Genomic DNA, 24,223 nt, shown 5'->3' on the forward strand with positions numbered 1-24,223 from the left:
CGGCGAGGCATGTTGTCGCTCTAGTGTCGTGATTCATTCATTCGCCGGCCGCCTCCGGGCGCTCGCCGCCGCCATGCGCTCGTCGCTGATCCTCAACGACCCAAGGGGTCGCCTGCGGTCATCGACGACCGCCTGACGGGGCCGAGCATCCCGGAATGCTGCGACCGAATGAATGAATCACGACACTAGGCGTCCAGCTCGTGGTCGTGCTGGGTCGCGCGCAGGACGATGCGCGTCTCGGTCTGCGCGGCGCCGCCCTCGCGGCGGATCGCGCGGACGGTCGCGTCGAGGTCGTCGGCGTTCTGGCAGGCGACGCGCACGTAGAAGTCGAAGCGGCCGGTGACGAACGCGACCTCCTGGACGGCGGGCAGCGTCGCGCAGAACTCCTCGAAGCGGTCCGAGGACGTCGTCGAGGCCAGCCGGACGTCGATCATCGCGTCCAGCGCGCGGCCCACGGACTCCAGCGCGACCGTTGCCGCGTAGCCGGTGATGACGCCCGCGCGCTCCAGGCGCCGGACGCGGTCGGCGGCGCCGTGCGGGCTCAGCCCGACCTCCTCGCCCAGCGACGCGAACGAGGCCCTTCCGTTCGCGACGAGCAGGTTGAGAATTCGGAAGTCGGTGTCGTCGAGGCTTGAGGATCCCACGGAGTTTTGGCCGATCGCTTGTCGTCCACACGTGATCTTCGCAGAATCGCGCACATGCGCATCGGCGTCCCCACGGAGATCAAGACCGACGAGTACCGCGTCGCGTTCACGCCCGCGGGCGTGCGCGAGCTGGTGGACCGGGGCCACGAGGTCCTGATCCAGGAGGGCGCCGGCGTCGGCTCGGCGATCCCCGACGCCGAGTACACCGAGCAGGGCGCCCAGATCGTCCCGGACGCCGCCGCGGTGTTCGCCGGCAGCGACATGATCGTCAAGGTCAAGGAGCCCCAGCCGGTCGAGGTCGCGATGCTCGAGCCGCGCCACACGCTGTTCACCTACCTGCACCTCGCGCCCGACGCCGAGCTGACGCAGGGGCTGCGCGACTCCGGCGCGACCTGCATCGCCTACGAGACCGTCACCGACGCCAAGGGCAAGCTGCCGCTGCTGGCGCCGATGAGCGAGGTGGCGGGCAAGATCGCCACGCAGGCCGGTGCGTTCATGTTGGAGAAGCCGTTGGGTGGCCGCGGCCTGCTGCTGGGCGGCGTGCCGGGCGTCGCGGCGGGCAAGGTGATGGTCATCGGCGGTGGCGTCGTGGGGTTGACGGCGGCGGAGATCGCGATCGGCATGGGGGCCGAGACCTACGTCTTTGACCGCTCGATCGACCGGTTGCGCGAGCTGGACTTCCTGCTCAACAACCGCTGCTCCACCGTCTTCTCCAGCACGCTGTCCATCGAGAAGCTGCTGCCCGAGGTCGACCTCGTGGTCGGCGCCGTCTTGGTCCACGGGGCCAAGGCGCCGCACGTGATCACGCGCGAGCAGCTCAAGCTGATGAAGGCCAACGCGGTGCTGGTCGACGTGTCGATCGATCAGGGCGGGTGCTTTGAGACCTCGCGCCCGACGACGCACACCGATCCGACCTACGAGGTCGACGGCGTCACGCACTACTGCGTGGCCAACATGCCCGGCGCGGTGCCGATCACCTCGACCTTCGCGCTGACCAACGCGACGATGCCCTACGTCGTCAAGCTCGCCGAGCAGGGCGTCCACGCCGCGCTGAAGTCCGATCCGGGCTTCCTGGCGGGCCTCAACGTCGCCGCCGGCGAGGTCACCTACGAGCCCGTCGCGATCGACCAGGGCCTCACCGCCGTCGATCCGCTGACGGCGCTCGACAAGGTCCCGGCGCTCGCCTAGACACCCCCCGGCTCAGCCGCCGCTTCCCGCGGCGGCTGACCGGAACGTGTCGCACGTGGCCGGCACGCCCGAGCGCATGCCGGCGGTCAGCCACCGCACCCGCTGCTCGGAGGAGCCGTGGGTCCACGTCTCGGGCGCCAGCGGCGCGCCCGCCTGGTTGCGCTGGAAGTCGTCGCCGACGACCGTCGCCGCGCGGATGATGTCGTTGATGTCGGCGTTGGTCAGCGACCCGGCGCCGTGCAGCTCGTGGAGCCAGACGCCCGCGTAGCAGTCGGCCTGCAGCTCGGTGAGGATCGAGCGCGCGTTCGCGCCGGCCGGGTCGGCGGCGTCGGCGTGCGCCTTGGCGGTCAGCAGCCCGAGCACGTTCTGGACGTGGTGGCCGACCTCGTGGGCGGTGACGTATCCGGCCGCGAAGCCGCTGCGCAGGTTGTAGGCCCTGGCCAGCGCCCCGAAGAACGTGGTGTTGAGGTAGACGGTCTCGTCGGCCGGGCAGTAGAACGGGCCGACCTCGGCGCTCTGGGTCCCGCAGGCGGTGTGGACCGCGTGGTGGAACAGCCGCAGGTGAGCGGGACGGTAGGTCGCGCCGGCGGCCGCGAACTGGCGCCGCCAGAGGTCCTGGGCGGAGATGAACGACGCCCGCAGGAACGTCTCGGTGGCGTGCGTCGCCGCGCTCGTCGACGGGTCCGGCGCGGTCGTCTCGATCGCCGTGTCCATCTCCTGGGCGGCGGTGTCGGTCAGCGTGTCGTCGGGCGCGGTCGTCGTCGCGGCGCCGGTCGTCGCGGTCCGTGTGGCCGTCGCGGTCGTGGTCGCGGCGCCGGACCCGCCGTCGTCGCCGCCGCACCCCGCCGCCACGGCGAGGATCAGCGCCGTCAGGAGCACCGCCGCGGCCGTTCGCATGCCCATGACCCTTCCGCTTACCCGAGTGACCGGGAATCACCCTATTCGGGTGAGGGGCGGTCACCCGGCGGTCGGCGAGGGTCCACCGACGATGACCGACGCCCTCACCGACGTGCGCGCCGCGGTCACCGCGCTGCTGCCGCGACTGCGGCGCGACCTCGAGGACCTGGTGCGGATCCCGTCGGTCTCGGTCCCCGGCGAGGTCGGCCCCGACCTGCTGGCGGCCTTCGATCGGACCAGCCGCCTCTTCGCCGACGCGGGCGTGGCGGTCGGACGCCTGGACCTGCCCGACACCGCCCCGGTGCTCGTCGGCGAGATCCCCGCGCCGCCCGGCGCGCCGACCGTCCTGCTCTACAGCCACTACGACGTCGTGCCCGCCGGCGACGAGGCGCTGTGGGACTCGCCGCCCTTCGAGCCCACCGAGCGCGACGGCGCGCTCTACGGGCGCGGCGCGGCCGACACCAAGTCCAACATCTTGATGCACGTCGGCGCGCTGCGGGCCTGGGGCGGGCGGCCGCCGGTCGGGGTGCGGCTCTGCGTCGAGGGCTACGAGGAGATCGGCAGCGGCGCGCTGCTCGGCTTCCCCGCCGACGACCCCGAGCTGTTCCGCGCCGACGCGCTGATCATCGGCGACATGGGGTCGATCGCCCCCGGCACGCCGACGCTGACCACCGCGCTGCGGGGCATGGCCAACGTCGTCGTCGAGTGCCGGACGCTGGCGTCCGGCAAGCACAGCGGCCAGTACGGCGGCGCCGCGCCCGACGCGCTGTTGGCGCTGATCGCGGCGTTGGCCTCGCTGCACGACGCCGCCGGCGACGTCGCGGTCGCCGGCCTGCGCCGCGAGGAGTGGGACGGCCCGGCGCAGGCCGAGGCCCAGTTCCGCGAGCTGGGCACGGTCCTGGACGGCGTGCCGCTGATCGGCACCGGCGGCCTCGGGTCGCGGATCTGGTCGGGGCCGGCGATCACGGTCACCGGCCTCGACGCGCCGTCGGTGGCGGGCGCGGTCAACGCGGTCGCGCCGCACGCGCGCGCGGTGCTCAACGTCCGCGTGCACCCCGAGCAGGACGCGCGCGAGGCCCAGGAGGCGGTCATGGCCCACCTGCGCGCGCAGCGGCCCTTCGGGATCGAGCCGCGCGTGGCGCCCGGGCCGACCGGCAACGGCTTCGCGGCGTCCACCGACGGGCCCGCCTACGAGGCCGCGCGCGCCGCGTGGAGCGAGGCCTACGACGACGCCGACGTGCTGCTGGCGGGCAGCGGCGGGTCGATCCCGATCGTCAGCGCGCTGGCCGGCGCGCTGCCCGACGCCGAGGCGCTGCTGGTCGGCACCACCGACGGCTACGCCAACATCCACGGGCCCAACGAGCGCGTCCTGCTCGACGAGCTGGAGCGCGCGGTGCGCGCCGAGGCGACGTTCCTGGGGTTGTACGCGGAGGCCTTCGCGCGATGACCGCCGAGGCCGCGGCCCCGGACGCGGCGCGCCCCGAGCCGGGCGGCGGGGGCCTCGGCGCGCGCGCCCTGGCGTGGGTCGAGCGTGCGGGCAACCGCGTGCCGAACCCGGCGATCCTCTTCCTCGGGCTGATCGTCAGCGTGATCGTGCTCTCGCAGGTGCTCGACTGGGCCAACGTCGGCGTCACGCACCAGGTCGCCGAGGCGCCGGCCGCGCAGGTCGAGCCGTCGGCGCAGTCCTACGACCCGCCCGAGACGCACGCGCAGTACGCGATCAAGACCGAGCGGATCGAGGCCAAGGGCCTGCTGACCGGCGACGGCATCCGCTTCATGTTCACGCAGTTCGTCCCCAACTTCCTCGGGTTCGCGGCCGTCGGCGTGATCCTGGTGGCGATGGTCGGCGTGGGGGTCGCCGAGTACTCGGGGCTGGTGGGCGCGCTGATCCGCAAGCTCGTGGCGATCTCGTCGCCCGGCCTGTTGACCTACATCATCGTGTTCGTCGGCATCGTGTCGTCGATCGCCAGCGACGCGGGGTACCTGGTGTTGGTGCCGCTCGCGGCGGCGGCGTTCCTCAGCGTGGGCCGCCACCCGCTGGCGGGGATCGCGGCCGCCTTCGGCGCGGTCAGCGCGGCGTTCGCGGTCAACATCCTGCTGACGCCCGCCGACGGCGTGGTGACCGACATCACCAACGAGGCCGCGCACCTCGTCGACCCGAGCGTGCACCTCGACCTCGTGGCCAACCTCTGGTTCGGGATCGTCTCGACGCTCTTCCTCACCGTGGTCATCACGCTGGTCACCACGCGGATCGTCGAGCCGCGGCTGGGGACGTGGGACCGCGGCCAGGCCGACGAGGAGGAGCTGGCGCGCGAGGAGGGCCCGCCGATCGACCCGGAGGCCGAGGCCAAGGGCCTGCGCTGGGCGCTCTACGCGGTGGCGTTCGTGCTGCTGGTCGTGCTCGCGCTGACGCTGCCGCCGGGCGCGCCGCTGCGCAACCCCGACACCGGCGACATCATCGGCGACTCGCCGCTGATGAGCAGCCTCATCGTGATCATCTCGGCGACGTTCCTGGCCGCCGGGCTGGCCTTCGGCCGCGCGGCGGGGACGATCGGGGGCGCCGACGACGCGCTGGGCATGATCGCCAAGTCGTGGGCGAGCCTGGCGTCGCTGCTGTTCCTGTTCCTGCTGATCGCGCAGTTCATCGCGTACTTCGACTTCAGCAACATCGCGCAGGTCGTCGCGATCTGGCTCGGCGACATCCTCGAGCACCTGGACCTGGGCAAGGTCCTGCTGTTGCTCATGATCATCATCTTGACGTTCGCCGTCGACATCATCATGCCCGCCAAGATCGCCAAGTGGGCGATCCTCGCGCCGATCTTCGTGCCGCTGATGCTGCGCCTGGGCGTGGCGCCGCAGACGGTGCTGGCGGCCTACCGCGTCGGGGACTCGCCGATCAACGTCGTCACGCCGCTGATGCCCTACTTCCCGTTGATGGTGGTCTTCGCCGCGCGCTACCAGAGGGACTCGGGCATCGGCACGGTGATCGCGTTGATGGTGCCCTACGCGATCGTCGTCGCGGTCTTCTGGGTGGCGTTCTTCGTGCTCTGGTACCTGCTGGGCATCCCGCTGGGCCCGGGCTGGCCCGTGTAGCGCGCGGTGGACGACGCGACGATCACGTTCGTCGTCCTGGGCGCGGCGGTCGCGTTGTTCGTGTGGAACCGATGGCCGGTCGCGGTCGTCGCGATGGGCGTGGCGGTGGCGCTGTACGCGACCGGGGTGATCTCCGCCGACGCGGCGTTCGCGGGGTTCGGCGACCCGACCGTGATCTTCATCGCGTCGCTGTTCGTGGTCGGCGAGGCGCTGGACGCGACCGGCGTGACGACGTGGGCGGGCGAGCGGCTCGTCGCGGCGGCGGGGCGCAGCAAGGGACGGCTGGTCGCGATGCTGTTGGCCTTGGCCGCGGTGCTGGCGGCGGTGCTGACGCCCAACGGCGCGGTCGCGGCGATGATCCCGATGACCGTGCTGATGGCGCTGCGGCTCGGGCGCGCGCCGTCGTTGATGTTGATGCCGATGGCCTTCGCCGGCTACGCGGGCGCGTCGCTGGTGCTGATGGGCTCGCCGGTCAACGTGCTGGTCTCCGAGGAGGCCGACCGCTCGGCCGGTGGGCCGTTCGGGTTCTTCGCGTTCGCGCTGTTCGGGGTGCCGCTGGTGATCGGCGCGATCGCCATCGGCGTCACGCTGGCGGGCCGGCTGCTGCCGGAGCGCCGGCCGCGCGAGCTGTCGGTGGACCTGTCGGACCACGCGCGGACGCTGATGGCGCAGTACGGCGGCGACGGCGCGGCCGTCCGCCACGAGGCGCCCGAGGAGCTGTTCACGCGCACGTCGGGCGTGGCCGAGGTGCTCGTGCCGCCGCGGTCGCCGCTGGTGGGGGAGACGTTCTTCAACGGGATGACGACGCCCAGCGGCGACCTGGTGGTGTTGGCGATCCAGCGCGCCGGGGCCGAGGCCGGGCCGGGCGACGTGACGCTGGCGGCGGGCGACGTGCTGCTGCTGGAGGGCTCGTGGGAGGCGCTGGGCCGCCACCTGGACCAGGAGGTGCTGGTGGTCGACGACCCCGAGACCGTGCGCCGGCAGCTCGTGCCGCTGAGCGAGGGCGCGGGGTTGGCGCTCGGCGTGCTGGTCGGGATGGTCGTGGCGCTGGCGACCGGCGCGCTGCCGCCGGCGATCGCGGGCGTGCTGGCCGCGGGCGCGCTGATCCTGCTCGGCGTCGTCGGGGTCGAGCAGGCCTACCGGGCGGTCTCGTGGACGACGGTCATCCTGATCGCCGGGCTGTTCCCGCTGTCGCACGCGCTGCAGTCCACCGGCGCGGCCGACGACCTGGCGCGCGTGCTGCTGGACGTCGTCGGCGACGCCGGGCCGCACATGGTGCTGGTGGCGCTGTTCCTCGTCGCGCTGGCCTTCAGCGTCGCGGTCAGCAACACGGCGACCGCGCTGATCCTGATCCCGGTCGGCGTCTCGGCGGCGCACTCGCTGGACGTCTCGGCGCGGCCGATCCTGATGTCGCTGGCCGTCGGCTGCAGCGCCTCGTTCCTGACGCCGATCTCGACGCCGGGCAACCTGATGATCATGGGCCCGGCGGGCTACCGCTTCGGCGACTACTGGCGCTTCGCGCTGCCGTTCATCGCGCTCTACGCGGTCGTGGCGATCCTCTGGGTGCCGGTGGTGTGGCCGTTCTGAGCCGACGAGGCGCGCCTACACGCGTTCGGCCCCCGTCGGCTCGATCGCGTCGTGCACGTGGCGCGCGACCCCGCGGTCGGGCCGCGCGATCAGGAACAGGATCGCGCCGACCACCGCGATCACCACGATGACGCTGAGCGTGATCCAGTCGAGGTTGAAGTACGCCCTCGGGCTCGTGATGCCGCTCGGGAACGCGACGTTGATGAACATCAACCCGAGGTAGCCGGCCGCGATGATGCGCACCGGCCAGCCCCAGCGCCCGAGCGTGAAGCTGCCCTCCGGGATCCAGCCGCGGCGCTTGGCGATGATCGACCCGATCACCGTCAGCAGGAACGACAGGTAGATGCCGCTGACGCCGAAGGACACCAGCGCGACCAAGGCATTGGTGTTGGCCGGGTAGGTGATGAACCCGATCTTCACGTCGTGGCTGGGCGACGGGAACACGAGCAGGACGAAGAGCACCGTGATGAACACGCCGCCGATCAGCGCGTTGACCGGGGTCTTGAAGCGCCGGTTGACGTGGCCGAGCCACTTGGAGCCCGGCAGCGCGCCGTCGCGGGCGTAGGAGAACGCCAGGCGGCTGCCCGCGCCCTGCACCGACGTGCCGCAGGAGAAGAACGCGAAGATGATCAACAGCAGCAGGAAGTCCTGGACGCCCTCCGACAGGCCGCCGAGGATGAACGGGACGCCGCCGCCGTTGACCGTCGCGCCGACCGGGTCGTGCTTGGGCATCGCCAGCAGCAGCGAGGCGGTCAGCACCAGCGACGCGATGCCGCCCCAGATCAGCGCCAGGCGCATCGCGCGCGGCACGCTGCGCCCCGCGTCCTTGGTCTCCTCGGAGATGTCGCCCGCCGACTCGAAGCCGTAGAAGATGTAGACGGGCGCGAGGACCGCGATCAGCGCCGCGGCCGGGAACCACGTCCCGTGGAAGTCGAGCTTCAGCGGGTTGCTGGCCGCGTGCTCGACGCCCTGCGTCGAGAACAGGAACCCGAGGTCGTGGTGGAAGCCGTGGATCAGCAGGATCAGCGCGATCCCGAACGTGCCGAGCACCTCGACGTAGACGCCGAACTGCGCGACACGCCCCATCACTCGGGCGCCCGTGATGTTCAGCGTCGTCTGGATGGACAGCAGGATCAGCGTGATGACCAGGATCGTGCCGTGGCTCGCGGGGTTGAGGTTCCAGCCGAACCAGTTGTGCGTGAGCGCGGTGACGTAGGTGACGACACCGGTGTCCACCGACGCCACGGTGACCAGCAGCGCGATGCCGTAGAACCAGCCGACGAACCATCCGAACCCGGGTCCGACCGAGAACTTCGAGTACTGGTACAACGCGCCCGCGACGGGGTAGTGGCTGGCCAGCTCGCCGAAGACGAGCGCGACGAACAGCATGCCGACGACCGGCAGGATCGTCAGCCAGAGGTACGCCGGCCCGCCGGTCCCCACGCCCAGCACGAAGAGCGAGTAGATCCCGACCATGGGCGAGAGGTAGGTGAACGCGACCGAGAAGTTCGCGAACAGCCCGAGCACGCGGTTGAGCTGCGGGGTGTAGCCCAGGCTCTTGAGGCGCGCGTCGTCGTCGTTGTCGGCGACAGGCGGGACCGGGGTCTCCGGTCCAGAGGTCGTGGCCATGTGGGGTGCTCCTCCCCTCGACAGGATGCGGTGCTGTCTAACCTATGGTTGTATAGGTTTCGATGTCAAGGGGGTTCACCACCGCGGCGGCGCGCACGGTCCTCGCGCCGCTGGAGGGCTCGTCCGGCGGCCTGCCCGAGCTCATCGCCCGCCGCCTGGGCGACGCCATCCGCCTGGGCCTGATCGCCGACGGCGAGCGGCTCCCGGCCGAGAGCGAGTTGGCCGCGCGGTTCGGCGTCTCGCCGGTCACGCTGCGCGAGGCGCTGACGCTGTTGCGCGAGCAGGGCCTGGTGACCACGCGGCGCGGCCGCGGCGGCGGGAGCTTCGTCCACGCCCCGGCCGACGCGCACGAGCCGCTGCGGCGCTTCAGCGTCAGCGAGCTGCGCGACCTCGGCGACCAGCGCGCCGCGATCCTGAGCGCCGCGGCCGGCCTGGCCGCGCAGCGCGCGGACCCGGAGGAGATCCGGCACCTGCGCGAGCTCCTGGAGCGCCGCCGGGCCGACGCCGAGCTGGCGATCGCCGTCGCCGCCGCGGCGCAGTCGCCGCGCCTCACGCACGAGGAGGCGCGGCTGCGCTCCGAGCTCGGGGACCTGCTGCGGCTCGGCGACGTCGAGGACGACGCGCTGCCCCGCGCGCTCGTCGAGGCGATCGCCAAGCGGCGCCCGGCGCGGGCGCGCGAGGTGGCCGCGCGGCTCGTGGCGGCGGAGACCGAGCGGCTGATCGCGCTGCGCCTGGCGGCGCCCGACCTCAGCGAGGGCGAGCCGCTGGAGGTCGTCGCCCGCGAGCTCGACGTGGTGTTCGCCGCGCTGGGCGACCTCGGGGCGCGCTTCGCGGAGCTGGAGGCCGCGCGGCGCGACGACCTCGAGCCGCTGCGCCCGGCGATCCTCGCGCTCCTGGCCGACCACCCCGACCTGCTCACCGGCGCCGGGATCGTCACCGCGCCGGGCCTGCTCGCCGACGCGCCGCGCTGGCTGGAGTGGTGGTGGCTCGGCCCCGCGGGCGCGGCCGAGGCGCTGCGCGTGAACCTCGATCCCGGCGCGCCCGACTTCTACGACTACACGGCGACCGCCTGGTATGCGACCGACGAGCCGCGGCTGGCGGGGCCCTACGTCGACTACGCCTGCACCAACCAGTACGCCATCACGATGGCGGTGCCGGTCCACGGCCCGGACGGGGCCTTCCTCGGCGTCGCCGCCGCCGACGTGCTGCTGTCCCGCCTCGAGCGGCGCGTCGCGCCGGCGCTCGCCGCGCTCGCCGTGCCCGTCGCGCTGACCAACGCCGACGGGCGCGTCATCGCCTCCAGCGAGCCGTCGGTCGCCGCGGGCCGGCGGCTGCGGTGGCGCCGCGGCGCCGAGCGCGCGGCGCCGGTGCGCGACTGGCTGCTCGTGCCGGTCCCGAGCCAGGCCTGAGCGCGCTTCGCGCCCGCTCGTCGTTTGCGACGATTTGCGGGGGATTTACGAGGCTCTTCGGTACCTTTCGGTCAAATCGCTTGACTAAGAGATACCGCCGTGTTTACGGTTGCCTCCTTCGTGGCCGCTCGCGTTTCTGAAGGCTGTTAGGGCGGGTGGTCGCGGACGTTTTCGTCTGCGGAGGAGGAGAGGGAAGTCGATGAGGGATCGTCAGCAGCCGGGTGATGGCCGGCGGCGGACAGGCCTGGCGCGGTCCGGGCTCTGCGCGGTGTTGGGCACGGCCGCGCTCGCGAGCGCGGCCGGCGTGCCGTCGGCGGCGGTGGCCGCGACGCCGCCGCCCGGGCGGGCCTACGAGCTGGTCTCGCCGGTGCACAAGAGCGGCAGCGCGGTCAACAGCATCGCGGCCGCCGGCGGGGCAGGCGAACATGAAGAACGTCGCCGTGACGCTGCCGCTCAGCCTCGCGCTGGAGCCCGAGAACGCCAACGCGCTGTGCCCCTACGAGGACGGCCTGAAGGGCGAGTGCCCGGCCGCCTCGGCGATCGGCACGGCGAAGGCGGTGACGCCGCTGCTCAACCAGCCGCTCACCGGCGCCGTCTACCTCGTGCAGGGCATGCGCAAGACGAAGACCGGCATGGTCAAGTCGCTGCCGACGCTGTTCATCCCGCTGCGGGGTGAGCTGGCGATCGACCTGCGGGCCACGACCAACGTGCACAAGGACCGCCTGGTCACGACGTTCTCGAACATCCCGGACGCCGCGATCAGCCAGTTCGACCTGCAGCTGAAGTCGGGCAAGGGCGGCATCCTGGCGGCGACGGAGAACGTCTGCGCCGCGCGCCAGGTCGCCGACTACGCGATCGACGGCCAGAACGGCAAGCCGTCGGACGGCGCGACGGCGCTGTCGACGCCGTGCCCCAAGGCCAAGAAGGCGAGCAAGGCCACCAAGAAGGCTGGCAAGGCCAAGGCCGCGCGCAAGCGCCGCTGAGTCACCGGGGGCGCTCCGGTCGCGGAGCGCCCCCTCCTCCACCTACGAGAGGGCCCGCCCATGGCGGGCCTTCTTGTTCTTGGGGGCCTTGATCGTGACCACCTTGCGCACGCGCGAGGTCTTGCCGTCCAGCTGGCGGACCTCGATCACGATCGCCACGCGCAGCTGGCGCTTGCGGGCCAGCTGCTTGCGCCCCTCCTTGGTCAGCTTGAGGCGCAGGCGCCCCTGCTTCCCGGCCTTGACCGAGGTCCGCACCTGCGCCAGGCGCTTGCCCTTCACCGAGGGCAGGATCTTCACCTTGGCCTTGCTCTTGCCCTTGGCCGCCGCGCTGTGGCCGGTCGGCGAGCTGGTCGTCGTGCGGCACGCCGACGGCGAGCTGCACACGACCATCACCGCCTGCCCGCGGCACGCGTGGTACTTGGCCTGCGAGACCGACGCGCCGTCGCAGAAGAACGTGATGGTGACCGTGCCGCCGGCGTCCGGCCGGCAGCCGTTGGCGCACGTCGGGTCGGCGGGCGTCTGCTTCGGCGGCGGCGGGATCGTCACGGTCACCGGGACCTCGACGCGCGCGACCTGCCCGCCGTCGTCGGTGGCGGCGACGACGACCGTGCCGCTGCCCGCCTGCTCGGCCGACGTGACGGTCAGCCCGCCGTCCTTCACCGTCGCCGTCGCGAACGGCACGCCGGACTCGACCGCGAGCGTCACGGGGCCGCCGTCGGGATCCGCGCACGCGAGGCCCACCGTCTTGGTGGCCTGCGCGCCGAGCGCCAGCGGCGCGGCGGGCCCGCAGGACGGCGGCGGGTCGCCGACATCGATCGAGATCGTCACCGGCTCGGAGATGTCATAGGGGTCGCTCGCGCGGACCGTGATCCGGTCCGGCCCGTGGTAGCCGCGATGCGGCGTGTAGGACGCGTCCAGCCCGTCGAAGGCGCCGAGCGTGCCGTGCTCGGGACCCTCGAGCACCGTCACCGTCAGCGGGTCGCGATCCTCGTCGACGCACGAGGCGTAGACGTGTCCGGTGCCACGCGTGCTGTGCACGAACAGGGTCGCCGACGCGCACATCGGCGCGTGGTTGCCGACCGCGAGGTCGATGCGCGTGTCGGGCGACTCGGCGCGGCCGTCGCTGCCGCGGAACGTCGCGGTGTCGGTGCCGCGGAACCCGCGCTCCGGGTGGTAGGTCACGCTGCGGGAGTCGGCGTCGAACGGGTCGAACGCGCCGTGCGCCGGGTCGCCGGTCACGCGGATCGTGACCGGGTCGCCGTCGAAGTCCGCGCAGCGCAGCGGCACCCGCAGCGGGCTGTCCGGCCGTCCGAAGACGTTGGCCGGCGCGCACACGGGCGCGCGGTTGCCGTCGGGCGCCGGCGGCTGGACGCGCACGAGCTGGTTGGCGATGCCACCGTCGACCGTGAAGACGACGCGGCCGTCGGCGGTCGACAGCACGCCGTCGCCGCGGCGGTCCTTGTCGTCGCCGGGCTCGTCGCAGGAGGGCACGTCGTCCTCGGGGTCGATGCAGCGGCCGGCCTTCAGCGCGCCGTCGCCGTCGCGGTGCACGACGATCGCGCCGCCGCCGCTGACCGACCCGTACACGTCGCGCCCGTCGGCGGTCGCCGCCAGCTCGCCGATGCCGCGCAGCAGCGCGGGCCGCGCCGCGCACCCGGCGTTCCCGGTGCCGCGCTCCTGGGCGCAGCCCTGGCCGGCGAGCGACGGGTACCCGTACTGGCCCAGCAGCCGCTGCTCCTCGCTGAACGCGTACGCGCGCTTGCCGTCCGGCGCGATCGTCACCGGGCCGAAGCCCGGCAGGTCGACGGCGCGCGCGATCGACGGCGCGCCCCCGGCCGGGGCGACGTCGAACACCGTGAGCCGGCCCGCGGCGCGGACGAGCAGCGTGCGGCCGTCGGGCGCCAGCGCGGAGCTCGAGCTGTCGCGCTGCGGCTCCTCCTCGCTGTTGTCGAAGCGCTGCTCGGTGATGGCGGTCGGCACGCCGTCGGCGCTGACGGCGATCCGCCGCACCCGCAGCCCGGCGACGAGGTACACGAAGCGCCCGTCGGGCGAGACGTGGACGGCGTCGGGGTAGCCGACGATCGCGCGCAGGCACTCGGGGGCGCCGGCGGGCGCGATGCAGCCGGTGTAGCGCAGGTCGCCCGTGGCCGGGTCGCGGCGCAGCAGCTGGACGCGCGGGTCCTGGCCGGTGCTGTTGCCGTGGTTGGACGACAGCGCGATCACGCGCCCGTCCGCCGAGGCCGCGATGCGCCGCGTCTCGGCGTTGCGCAGCGTGGGCGGGTCCGTCTCCTCGTCCTCCTCGGCGGGCATCGCCAGCCGCGCGCAGTCGCGGTCCTTGATGAAGACCGCCCAGCAGCGGACCGGCTCGATCGCCTCGGTCGCCGGGTCGCGGTGCAGGAGCAGGAGCTGCTCGCGGTCGCTGACGTACAGGTCGCGCTCGCCGATCATCAACATCAACTTGGCCCCGCGCAGGCCCGGGCCCTCGATGCCGCAGGCCTTCGTGTCGCTGTAGGGGCCGATGCACGAGAGGGCGGTGAGGTCGCCGGCCACGAGCGGCTGGTCGTCGTCGCGGATCGTGCCGCGCGCGACGCCGCGGGCGACGGTCGCGCCGTCGACGTCGGTCAGCTCCAGCTCGAGGTCCTCGTCGTCCTCCTGGTCGGCGTCCGGGCGGACCGGGACCTCGACGACCTGGCGGACCTGGCCGGGCGCGAAGCGCACCGGCACGTCGACCGCGTCGAAGTCCTCGGGGCTGGTGGCGGTGCCCGGACGGGTCCGGGCGCGCAGGCGCACCGTCCCGACCGACTCCTGGTCCAGGGTGATCGCGAAGCGCAGGCGGCGCGCGACCGTCGTGCCCTCCGCGGTCGCCGCGTCGGCGACCGACAGCGCGCGCGGCGCCGCGTCGCCGGGCAGCAGCTCGATCGGGTGCGCGGCCCAGTCGTCCTCGCCGGGGACGCCGTTGCCCGCCGTCGAGTCGATGTCGGGGTCGGCGGCGGCGACGACCTCCGCGATGGCCTCCCGCTCCACCGCGGTGACGTCGCCGTGCTCGGCGCGGACCGGGACGGTCAGCCGCCGCTCGCCGCGCACGCCGACGCCGTCGACGCTCCAGCGCGCGGTCGCCGCGTCGAAGTCGCCGTCGCCCTCGGCGGCGCCGTCGAGGACGATCCCCTCCGGGAGCGTGAGCCCGACGGTGGCCGCGCCGGCGGCGATCGGCCAGTCGTTGGTCAGCGTGACCTTCAGCGTGCCGCGCTCGCCGGCCCGCAGCCGCGACGGGCCGTCGAGCTTCACCGCCAGGTCGCTGGCGCCGATGATCTCCGGCTTGGTGCACGCGTCGCCGACGCCGTCGTGGTCGGAGTCCTTCTGGTCGCGATCGGGCACCGTCGGGCAGACGTCGCCCACGGAGATGCCGTCGCCGTCGCGGTCCAGGCGCAGCGTCTCGTGCGCGGGCTCGGGCTCCGGGTCGTCGGCCGCGGCGGCGCGCAGGCCGTTGGGTCGCCAGTGGCGCTCGGCGAGGAGGACCGACAGCTCCAGGTGGCCCCACTCGTCGTAGTCGCCGGTCGAGCGGTCGGTCTGCTTGTCCGCGTCGTCACGGCAGCGGGTGTCGGACCACGGGTCGTTGAGCCCGTGGGCGATGCGCGGCTCGAGCTTCTTGTCCAAGTTGAAGTCGTGGGGCTCGCCGGAGCCGAACAGCTGGATGTCGCAGACGTAGTCGCGCGGCTCGTCGCGCCCGAACGGGTCGACCACGGTCGAGGCCGCGACCTTCCAGCCGCGGGCGGTCGCCGTGGCCGGGATCGCGAAGCCGTGCTGCTCGTCGACCGCCTGCTCGTCGATCACCGCCGGGCCGTCGCCGCGCCCGTAGTCGAGCGGCGTCCCGACGTTGGGCATGTCGTACTGGTAGGACATGACGCTGAGGTGCGCGGGGTCGTAGACCGGCTCGTTCTCCGCGCCGCTGTGGTGCAGGCCGAAGGTGTGGCCCAGCTCGTGCATGAACGTCCAGGAGCGCACCATCTCGCGACAGGACGAGCCGGTGGCGCAGCCTTCGCGACCGAGGCCGTGGCCGAGCGCCCACCGGTCGGTCTGGGCGCCGATCGCCTCGGCGAAGCCGCGGCCGTAGGCCGCCTGGCCGAGCGTCGTGCCGCCCTCCTGGGTGGCGCGCTCCAGCTGGTGCGCCGCCAGCGCGTAGCGGACCACGAGGCCGCGCGCCGCCATGCGCGCCCAGCAGGCGTGGTCGCCGTTGGCCCGCTCGGCGGCGGTGCCGAAGTACCCAGGGCAGGCCTTGTCCGTGGGCGGGCCGTCGCCCCAGCGGTAGTCGTCGTAGTCGTCCAGCGCGCCGCCCTTGCGGTAGTTGACCGCGAGCGCGCCCGGGGACGCCGGGACGTCCTCGTCGACGTGGTCGCGGTCGCCGTCGCCGGTCACGAAGTGCAGGACCACGCCGCCGCCGGGACCGTCGGAGAGCGCCCGCTGGACCCGCGCCAGCGAGGCGCGGCTCGGGCGCAGGTCGGGGCCCTCCATCGCGTCGACCTCGACGTAGGCGTCGCGCTGCTTGGTCCGCGCGTCGGGGAAGTCGAAGTCCTCGATCCCGTCGAGGTTGACGTCGACGCCCCACCGCTCCCACTCGTCGCAGATCCCGTCGCCGTCGCCGTCGCTGCCCAGCGACGGGTCGACCGCGCCGCAGGCCTGGCCGAACTCCGACGAGTTGCCGTCCTTGTCGGTGGCGATCGCCGTGTACATGGTGTCCTTGCCGGTGTGGTCGGCGTCGGGGGCCGCGACGAACGCCCCGTGGGCGTCGGGCTTCACGGTCCCGACCCAGGTCGTGTCCTGGCCGACGCCGTCGCGTCCGGCGCCCTCGCTGGGCATCGGCTGCCGGTAGATGTCGACGGTGATCTCGGTCGGCTTCGCCGACTCCACGAGGCCCGTGACGACCATGTTCCCGCGGCGGCCGCTGCGCACGACCTGGAGCGCCGCCGGGGCGTTCATCCCGCGGTTGGGTCCGCCGTCGGCGTCGCGCTCGTCCAGCTGGTCGAGCCCGTCGTTGCCCAGGTCGACGGCGAGCCCGCCGGAGACGCGCACGCGGTTGCCGCGGATCGTGTTCTTGGTGCCCTCGCCGGTCACCACGATCGACGACCCGTCCGAGCCCGCGATCTCGTTGCAGGCCGCGACGCAGTCGGGCTCGATCGCCTGGGCGTCGAGGCCGTAGCCGACGACCACCTCGGACGCCCCGGAGAGGCGGATGGCGTTGTCCCTGTTGCCGATCACCTCCGTGCCGGGCGCCGGGGGCAGGCCGAGGCGGTTGCCCTGGACGCGCCGCTTCTCGGCGGTGCCGGAGACGAGGATCGCGTCGGCGGTCGTCGCGACGACGACGTTCGGGCGCCCCGGGAGGCCGACCTGCGTCTCGGGCCCGCGCGAGACCTCGATCCCGGTCCTCATCGGGGCCGGCGCGGTGCCGTCCAGCCCGATCACGTTGCCCGCCACGGTCGTGTGGCGCGCCTGGTTGCGGACGAGCACGCCGACGTCGCCGTTGGCGATGCGGTTGGCGGTGCCGGGCGACGTGCCGCCGACGGTCACGTCCTTGGCGGGTTGGCGGCCGGCGGCGTCGCCGACCGCGACGCCGATCGCGTTGCCGAGCTCGTCGGGCGTCGCGGTGCTCGGCAGCGCCGTGCGGCCGATGTCGTTGTTGAAGATCCTGGTGCCCGCGGCGCGGGCGTCGTTGACCACGACGCCCGCCTGGCGGGCGGCGACGATCGTGTTGGCGTCCTCGGGCAGCGGGCCGCCGACCTCGGCGTCCGGCGCGTCGAGGATCGCGATGCCGTAGCCGTTGCCGATCGCGCGGCCGTCGGCGCCGAGGCCGACGCGGTTGCCGCGCACGCGCGCCCGGTCGGCCGCCTCCAGGCGGATGCCGACCGGCTCGGCGACGACGCGGTTGCCCACCAGCAGCGGATCGCTGGGCCGGCCCTCGTCGCTGCGGTCGACGAGGATCCCGCCGAGCTTGTCCGGGATCGCGGTGGGCTCGAGGAGCGAGGTGCCGACCGTGTTGCCGACGATCCGCGGCGCGACGAGCGGGCCCTCGACGATCATCCCGTACTGCTCGCGGCTGCCCGCGACCGTGTTGCCCTCGCCGAGCGCGTCGCCGCCGATCAGCACGTCGCTCGCCGTCTCGTGGGCGAGGACGCGGATGCCGTTGCCCGCGTTGGTGGTGTCCTCGAGGTCGGCGTCGACCGTGGTGCGCCCCTCGGCGTCGAGGCCGACGACGTTGCCCTGCACGCGCGTGCCGGAGAGCCCGTCGCCGATGACGAGGATCGCGTCGCGCTTGGACGCGGCCACGTGGTTGGCCTCCGCGCCGCGGCCGCCGATCGTCGTGCGCGGCGCGTCCTCGACGCGGATCCCCATGCCGTCGACGCCCAGCGTGCCGCCCTCGGCGCCGGCGACGTGCTCGTGGGAGCGGTCGTAGCCGACCCAGTTGCCCACGATCCGCGTGTCGACCGCCCCCTGGAGGTGGATGCCGTTGGCGGTGCCGGCCAGCTCGGGCAGCGACGGCCGGCCCGAGGAGGAGACGACGTTGTTGATGATCTCGGTCTCGCGCGGCGCGGTGCCGACGAGGCCGAGCGCGACGACGATGCCGTCGCGGTCGTTGCGGATCGGCTCGCGGCCGTCGGCGCTGAGGCCGACGAGGTTGCCCTCGATGCTCGTCTGCAGCGCGCCGTCGACGACGACCACGCCGCGCTCGGTGCCGGAGATGACGTTGCCCTGGCCGGCCAGCGGGCCGCCGATCGTCACGTGCCTCCCGCCGCGCACGAGCACGCCGGCCGGATCGACGTTGTCGGTGGTGTAGTAGCCCGCGTCGAAGGTGCCGGTGCGGTCCAGCCCGAACCAGTTGTTCTCGACGCGCACGTCGGTGCCGCCCACGACCGCGATCCCGGCGCCGACGGTGTGGTTGACGATCAGCCCGCGGATCACCACGTCCTGGGCGTCGGTCACCTGCAGGCCGTGGGGCTCCAGCACGAACCAGCCCTCGCCGGACGGCGCGTTCGGGCGCGTCAGCGCGTCGCCGCCGATCACGGTGTGCGGGCGCCCGTCGTCGCCGGCGCCGTCGATCGTCACCGGCTTGCGGATCGCGGGCAGGCCGTTGCCCTCGGGCTCGATCGTCGCGTCGTCGGGGAGGTCGAAGGTGATCGTGTCGCGGTCGTCCTCGCGGTTGGCCTGCTGGATGGCCGCGCGCAGCGTGCACGTGTGGTCCTCGGTCTCGCAGCGGCCGTCGTCGGTGTCGCTGTCGGGCTTGTCGCGCTCGTCGTCGACGACGAACGTGCGCGCCTGCGCGGCGGCGGGCGCCATGGTCGACGCGGCGGCGAGGGCGAGCGCGATCAGGGTCGCGAGCAGCGACGCGACACGAACGGCGTTGAGGCTCCCGGGGCGGGTGCGAGACGGCATTGGGCCATCGTGCGGACGCCGCTCCCGGCGCACATCGGGGGATCGCCCAGGGGCGGCCGGGCACGGAGGGGCGGCGGGACGGGGGAATGGCACAGGACGCTCCGTCGATGAGCGCTCTCGATGCACTCCAGGAAGGCGGGACGGTCGATTCTCAGCTTCCGAAATTTGCTGGATTTGCAGGGTTTCTGCTGGGCTCCGCCCGCGCTCTCGGCGCGAATGCTTGACGCATAGGAACTTTTACGTTTACGGTTGCGACATTGGGGGCCGGTTGCGTTTCTGAAGGTCGTTAGGTCGAGACGCGACCGGCTCTTGTCTCTGTGGAGGAGGAAGCAGTCGATGAAGCACCTTCAGCGGGCGGCCGCGAGCCGCCGGCTTGTCACGTCGTGCCGTGGCGGGAGTGGGACCGCATGAGGCGCGCGGTGATCCGCGGGCTCGCCCCGCTGGCCGCGGTCGGGGCGCTCGTCGTGCCCGGCATCGCCCACGCGCAGGAGCGCGTCGTCGAGCCGGTCTCGCCGGCCAGGTCGCAGGGCACCGACGTCAACGACGCCTCGGGCTACAACTCGCTCGACGGCAACATGGCGCTCTGGGCCGACGAGTTCTTCGTCGCCGACGTCAAGACCACGAGGCGCACGGCCACCGGCTGGACGACGCCGAGCACGCTCGACGCCCAGCTCAACGGTGCCGGCTTCGGCGTCCAGGATCTCTCCCCGGACGGGTCGGCGGTCGTCTGGAACGAGCTCTCGCCCTATGCGGGCATCCCCGGCTACCCCCAGGGCCTGTTCACCATCCAGGACGGCCACATCTCGCAGCTCGCCGTCTGGGACTCGGCCCTGGATCCCAGCGAGGCGCCGAGCTACCTCGCCGGCTCCAAGGACCTCAGCCGGCTCGTCGTCCGCGCGTCCGCCGGGCAGCTCACCGCGACCACCAGCAACAGCGGGCTGTACCGCTGGTCGGCCGACGGCTATGAGCCCATCGACATCGACATGTCGCGCTACTCCGGTGCCACCTGCGCCGACCCGCTCGCGACGCTCGCCATGCGCGAGAACGGCCAGACGGGCATCTCGGCCGACGGCAGCACCCTCGTCGTCGCGACCCCGGCCTGCACGGTCGGCTCGCCGGCGACGCCGGTCCCGAGCCACCTCGTGCTGTGGCACGACGGGACGTCGACCGACATCACGACGCCGGTCAGCGGCGGCGCCGACGGCAACGCGGCGTTCGTCGGCCGGAGCCCTGACGCGTCGCGCATCTACTTCACGACCGCGGCCAAGCTCCAGGCGAGCGACACCAACGGCGCCACCGACCTCTACGTCTGGGAGCGCGGGCAGCTGACGCGGATCACCGACGGCGTCGTCACCGCCGGTCAGACGCAGGCCTCGCGGGACGGCTCGACGGTCTGGTTCGAGGCCGACCAGCCGCTCGGCGGTTCCGGCCAGGCCGGCAAGCCCAACATCTTCCTCTGGGACGACGGCGCCCTGCACTTCGTCGGGACCTACCTGACCGCCCCGCTGCTCAAGACGTTCGGCGGCAGCGACCAGAGCCAGCTCACCTCCGACGGCCGCACCCTGGTCTACGGAGGGGCCACCACGGACCCGGTGACCGGGGCCTTCCACGGCATCCAGCTCACGCGGATCGGTCGCGACGGCGTGTCGGAGTGCGTCTCGTGCCCGCCGGCCGGCGTCACGGCGGACACGTCGTTTCCCCTGGCCCCGGCCGCGTTCGCCGCGGCCATCTGGCGGCCCTTCGTCAGCGAGGACGGCAAGACCATCGTCTTCATCACCAAGATGGCCCTCGACCCCCGGGACACCAACGGGCTCACCGACACCTATGCCTGGGAGGACGGCAAGCAGGTGCTGATCTCCAGCGGCACCGGCACGACGCCCGGCGTCGCGCGCGGCATGACGCCCGACGGGTCGTCGATCTTCTTCCAGCAGGGCGGCACGCAGAACGTCCCCGGCGTGACCGACATCTACCAGAAGCTCTGGGTCTCCCGCATCGGCGGGGGCTTCCCGGTCCAGCAGACGCCCGATCCGTGCGGCACGGCCTGCCAGGGCCCGCTCGCCCCGGCGCCGAGCCTGCCGGTCGCCGCCTCGGTGACGTTCGCCGGGCCGGGCAACCTCGTGCCGCCGGCGCAGGACGAGCCGGTCTCGAGCACGCCCACGGTCACCAAGCCGTCGGGCACGGTGCGCGGGACCAGCGCGCTGGTGCGCGTCAAGGTGCCGGGCGGCGGCGTGATCCGCATCAGCGGCGCGCGCGTCGGCACGGCCAAGCGCACGGTGCTGAAGGCCGGGACCTACTCGGTGCGCGTGGCGCTGACCAAGGCATGGCAGCGGTCGCTGGCCCGTCACAGCAGCATCACCGCGGCCCTGAAGGTCCAGTTCACGCCCGTCGACGGCCAGGCCGGGTCGAAGACGGTGCAGCTGAAGTTCGCCAAGAAGGCCACCAAGAAGGCCACGAGCAAGAAGGCGGCGCGCTGATGTCCGCCGCCACGAAGGAGACGACGATGACCTCGATGTTCCGGGCGACGCGCGCCGGGATCGCCGCGGCCTGCCTGGCGATGCTGGCCGCGCTGCTGCTGGCCGGGTCGGCGCGCGCCGACTGGGGCCTGGTGCCCGGCAGCTTCCACGTCGACCTGTCGACCACGCAGGCCGGCGGGCACCCGGACGTCCGGACGCGCTTCGCGTTCATCAAGGAGCCCGGCGTGTTCTTCGGGTCCCCGCTCGACATGCCGAGCGAGGCCGTCAAGGACATGCAGGTCGACCTGCCGCCGGGCCTGGTGGGCAACCCGCAGGCCTATCCGATGTGCAAGCCGGCGGAGTACCCGGACTGCCCGGCGGACACCGTGATCGGCACGACGACGCTGACCCTCTCGTATGGCTTCGACGTGATCGCGCAGTCGCCGGTCTTCAACATGGAGCCGGCGCAGGGGAGCGTGGCGCAGTTCGCGTTCAACGCGATGCAGGTCGTCCCGACCCACATGACCGCCTCGGTCCGCCCCGGCGACCACGGCTTGACGCTGAACATCCCCCAGGTGCCGCAGGCCGTCCCGCTCTTCGACGTCGACATGACGTTCTGGGGCGACCCGGCGTCGCACGCGCACGACAACGAGCGGGCGCTGAGCTGCCAGACGATGTTCGGCAGCACGGACTGCCACAGCACGACCGATCCGACCCACCCGTTCCCGGCCGCCGGCATCCCGAGCGGCGTCGGGCCGCGCGCGTTCATGAGCAACAGCGCCCAGTGCGGCGTGGCCACCAGCGCGAAGTTCACGATGAACACGTGGGTGCACCGCAACGACCACCGGTCGTACGAGACCGGCATCCCGGCGCTGACCGGCTGTGACAGCGAGCGGATCACGCCGGCGGCGAGCGTGCGGCCCGGCAGCTCCGAGGCCGGAGCGCCGACCGGGCTGGGCGTCGACATCGACATCCCCCAGACCGTCGCCTCGACCGATCCCGCGACGCCGCCGCTGAAGCGCGCGGTGGTCACGCTGCCCGAGGGCATGACGCTGTCGCCGTCGGCCGCCGACGGCCTGGTCGGCTGCAGCGACGCGCAGATCGGGATCGGCAACGACGACCCGGCGACCTGCCCGCAGGCGTCGGAGATCGGCACCGCGTCGATCAAGACGCCGCTGCTGGCCGACGACATGGCCGGGCGGATCTACGTCGGCACGCCGACGCCGGACCAGCTCGTCCGGGTCTTCCTCGTCATCGAGGGCGGCAACGTCCTGCTCAAGATCCCGGGCACGATCGACCTCGACCCGGTCACCGGCCGGGTGACGACGACGTTCGACGACCTGCCGCCGCTGGCGTCGAGCAGGATCTCGCTGCGGTTCAACGGCGGGCCGCGCGCGGTCCTGACCAACCCGGTCGCCTGCGGCGCGAAGTCGGTGGCCGTGGCGCTGACGCCGTGGTCGTCCGACACCGCGGTGAACGCCGACACGGCGTTCACGGTCGACCAGGGCTGTGACAAGGGCGCGGCGTTCACGCCGTCGGTCACGGCCGGCACGGTCAACCTGCAGGCCGGTGCGACGTCGGCGTTCACGCTGACGGTCACCAAGCCCGACGGGCAGCCGAACATCGGCTCGCTGGACGTCGCGCTGCCGCCGGGCCAGCTGGCCCGCCTGTCCGAGGTCCCGCTGTGCCCCGAGGCCCAGGCGGCGGCGGGGACGTGCGGTGCCGACAGCCAGATCGGCCACACGACGGTCTCGGTCGGCCCGGGCGCCAACCCGGTCACGCTGCCGCAGGCGGGCAAGGCCCCGACCGCGGTGTACCTGGGCGGTCCCTACAAGGGTGCGCCGTTCTCGTTGAGCATCGTCGTGCCGGCGCAGGCCGGTCCGTACGACCTCGGCACGGTCGTGGTCCGCGCGGCGCTGTTCGTGGATGCCAACAAGGCGCAGGTGACGATCAAGAGCGATCCGCTGCCGCAGATCCTGAAGGGCTTCCCGCTCCAGTACCGGACGATCAACGTGACCGTCGATCGGCCCGGGTTCATGATCAACCCGACCAGCTGCGCGCCGACGAGCGTGGGTACGACGGTGGCCTCGGCCGCCGGCCAGGTCGCGTCGCTCAGCAGCCGCTATCAGGTGGCCGAGTGCGCCTCGACGCCGTTGGCGCCGAAGCTGACGCTCGGCCTGAGCGGGAAGTCGGAGTTGAAGGACGGCGGGCATCCGGCGTTGGTGGCCGGCCTGACGCAGCAGTCCGGTGAGTCGGGTCTGCGCAACGTGAAGGTGACGTTGCCGTTGTCGATGTCGCTGGATCCCGACAACGCCCAGGCGCTGTGCAAGCCCGAGCAGGCGGTCGCGAAGGCCTGCCCGGAGGGCTCGATCGTCGGCCAGGCCACGGTGCGGACCCCGGCGCTGCACGAGGCCCTGACCGGCCCGGTGTACTTCGTCGAGGCGACGCGGACGACCACGACCGGCAAGGTCCGCAAGACGTTCCCCAACCTCTGGCTGAAGCTCGAGGGCGAGGGCGTGTCGCTGGACCTCTGGGCCGGCTCGACGGTGGATGACGCGGGTCACCTGGTCTCGACGTTCGACAACATCCCCGACGCTCCGGTCTCCAGCTTCCAGATGACGCTGGCCGGCGGGGCGCACGGGATCCTGGTCGGCAACGAGAACATCTGCGCCGCGGCGGATGACTCGGTGGCCGCGTTCACCGGTCAGACCGGCAAGGTGGTCAAGAGCAAGGGCCTGATGTCGTTGGCCGACTGCTCGCTGTCGGTGGCCAAGACGACCACCAGCAGCCGCTCGATCACGCTGCGCCTCGCGGGCCTCGGCGCCGGCAAGGTCAAGCTCAGCGGCAGCGGCGTGACCGCCGTGTCCCGGACGATCGCCAGCGCCCACGGCGCCTCGCTGACCGCCCGGCTCACCGCG

At 73.0% G+C, this 24,223-nt stretch carries 12 protein-coding genes; 8 read left to right on the forward strand and 4 right to left on the reverse strand.

Annotated features, from left to right (window positions below; translation table 11 throughout):
• Nucleotides 1-185: 185 nt before the first annotated feature.
• Nucleotides 186-644 (reverse strand): Lrp/AsnC family transcriptional regulator, encoded by a 459-nt coding sequence (locus VFG42_RS00775; RefSeq protein WP_324904197.1) that lies wholly within the window; start codon nt 642-644, stop codon nt 186-188.
• 54 nt (nt 645-698) lie between these two features.
• On the opposite strand from VFG42_RS00775, the gene ald reads away from it, so the two are divergent.
• A complete protein-coding gene (gene ald, locus VFG42_RS00780; RefSeq protein WP_324904199.1) occupies nt 699-1,832 on the forward strand; it encodes an alanine dehydrogenase in 1,134 nt (377 codons plus the stop codon).
• 12 nt (nt 1,833-1,844) lie between these two features.
• Here the strand turns inward: ald and ypfJ are convergent, their stop codons facing one another.
• Complete coding sequence (gene ypfJ / locus VFG42_RS00785) at nt 1,845-2,735, reverse strand: KPN_02809 family neutral zinc metallopeptidase (protein ID WP_324904201.1); 891 nt, start codon at nt 2,733-2,735, stop codon at nt 1,845-1,847.
• Between the two features lie 85 nt (nt 2,736-2,820).
• Between ypfJ and VFG42_RS00790 the strand changes: the two genes are divergently transcribed.
• From VFG42_RS00790 to VFG42_RS00800, 3 genes are read left to right on the forward strand one after another with little or no spacing between them, the layout of a single operon-like run.
• Nucleotides 2,821-4,176, forward strand: coding sequence for a M20/M25/M40 family metallo-hydrolase (locus VFG42_RS00790; protein WP_324904204.1), 1,356 nt, complete (start codon nt 2,821-2,823; stop codon nt 4,174-4,176).
• Nucleotides 4,173-5,822, forward strand: coding sequence for an AbgT family transporter (locus tag VFG42_RS00795; RefSeq protein WP_324904206.1), 1,650 nt, complete (start codon nt 4,173-4,175; stop codon nt 5,820-5,822). The genes VFG42_RS00790 and VFG42_RS00795 overlap by 4 nt, the downstream gene beginning before the upstream one ends.
• 6 nt (nt 5,823-5,828) lie before the next feature.
• Nucleotides 5,829-7,409, forward strand: coding sequence for an SLC13 family permease (locus VFG42_RS00800; RefSeq protein WP_324904208.1), 1,581 nt, complete (start codon nt 5,829-5,831; stop codon nt 7,407-7,409).
• Nucleotides 7,410-7,424: 15 nt separating this feature from the next.
• On the opposite strand, the gene VFG42_RS00805 is transcribed toward VFG42_RS00800, so the two are convergent.
• The gene (locus VFG42_RS00805; protein WP_324904210.1) at nt 7,425-9,038 is read right to left on the reverse strand and encodes an APC family permease; all 1,614 of its coding nucleotides are present in this window, start codon (nt 9,036-9,038) and stop codon (nt 7,425-7,427) included.
• Between the two features lie 62 nt (nt 9,039-9,100).
• Between VFG42_RS00805 and VFG42_RS00810 the strand changes: the two genes are divergently transcribed.
• Together VFG42_RS00810 and VFG42_RS00815 are read left to right on the forward strand one after the other, a co-directional pair.
• Nucleotides 9,101-10,447, forward strand: coding sequence for a GntR family transcriptional regulator (locus tag VFG42_RS00810; protein WP_324904212.1), 1,347 nt, complete (start codon nt 9,101-9,103; stop codon nt 10,445-10,447).
• A 425-nt stretch (nt 10,448-10,872) separates the two neighbouring features.
• Nucleotides 10,873-11,430, forward strand: coding sequence for a hypothetical protein (locus VFG42_RS00815; RefSeq protein WP_324904214.1), 558 nt, complete (start codon nt 10,873-10,875; stop codon nt 11,428-11,430).
• Between the two features lie 42 nt (nt 11,431-11,472).
• On the opposite strand, the gene VFG42_RS00820 is transcribed toward VFG42_RS00815, so the two are convergent.
• Nucleotides 11,473-18,852 (reverse strand): Ig-like domain-containing protein, encoded by a 7,380-nt coding sequence (locus tag VFG42_RS00820; RefSeq protein ID WP_324904216.1) that lies wholly within the window; start codon nt 18,850-18,852, stop codon nt 11,473-11,475.
• A gap of 407 nt (nt 18,853-19,259) precedes the next feature.
• Here VFG42_RS00820 and VFG42_RS00825 point away from each other — a divergent pair, with 407 nt between their 5' ends.
• A complete protein-coding gene (locus VFG42_RS00825) occupies nt 19,260-21,326 on the forward strand; it encodes a hypothetical protein (protein WP_324904218.1) in 2,067 nt (688 codons plus the stop codon).
• Nucleotides 21,326-24,223, forward strand: a 2,898-nt coding sequence (locus VFG42_RS00830) for a hypothetical protein (protein WP_324904220.1), incomplete at its 3' end; no start/stop codon positions are given. The genes VFG42_RS00825 and VFG42_RS00830, both read left to right, overlap by 1 nt.

The organism is Baekduia sp., from assembly GCF_035685985.1.
In the GTDB taxonomy this organism is placed as follows: Bacteria; Actinomycetota; Thermoleophilia; order Solirubrobacterales; family Solirubrobacteraceae; genus Baekduia.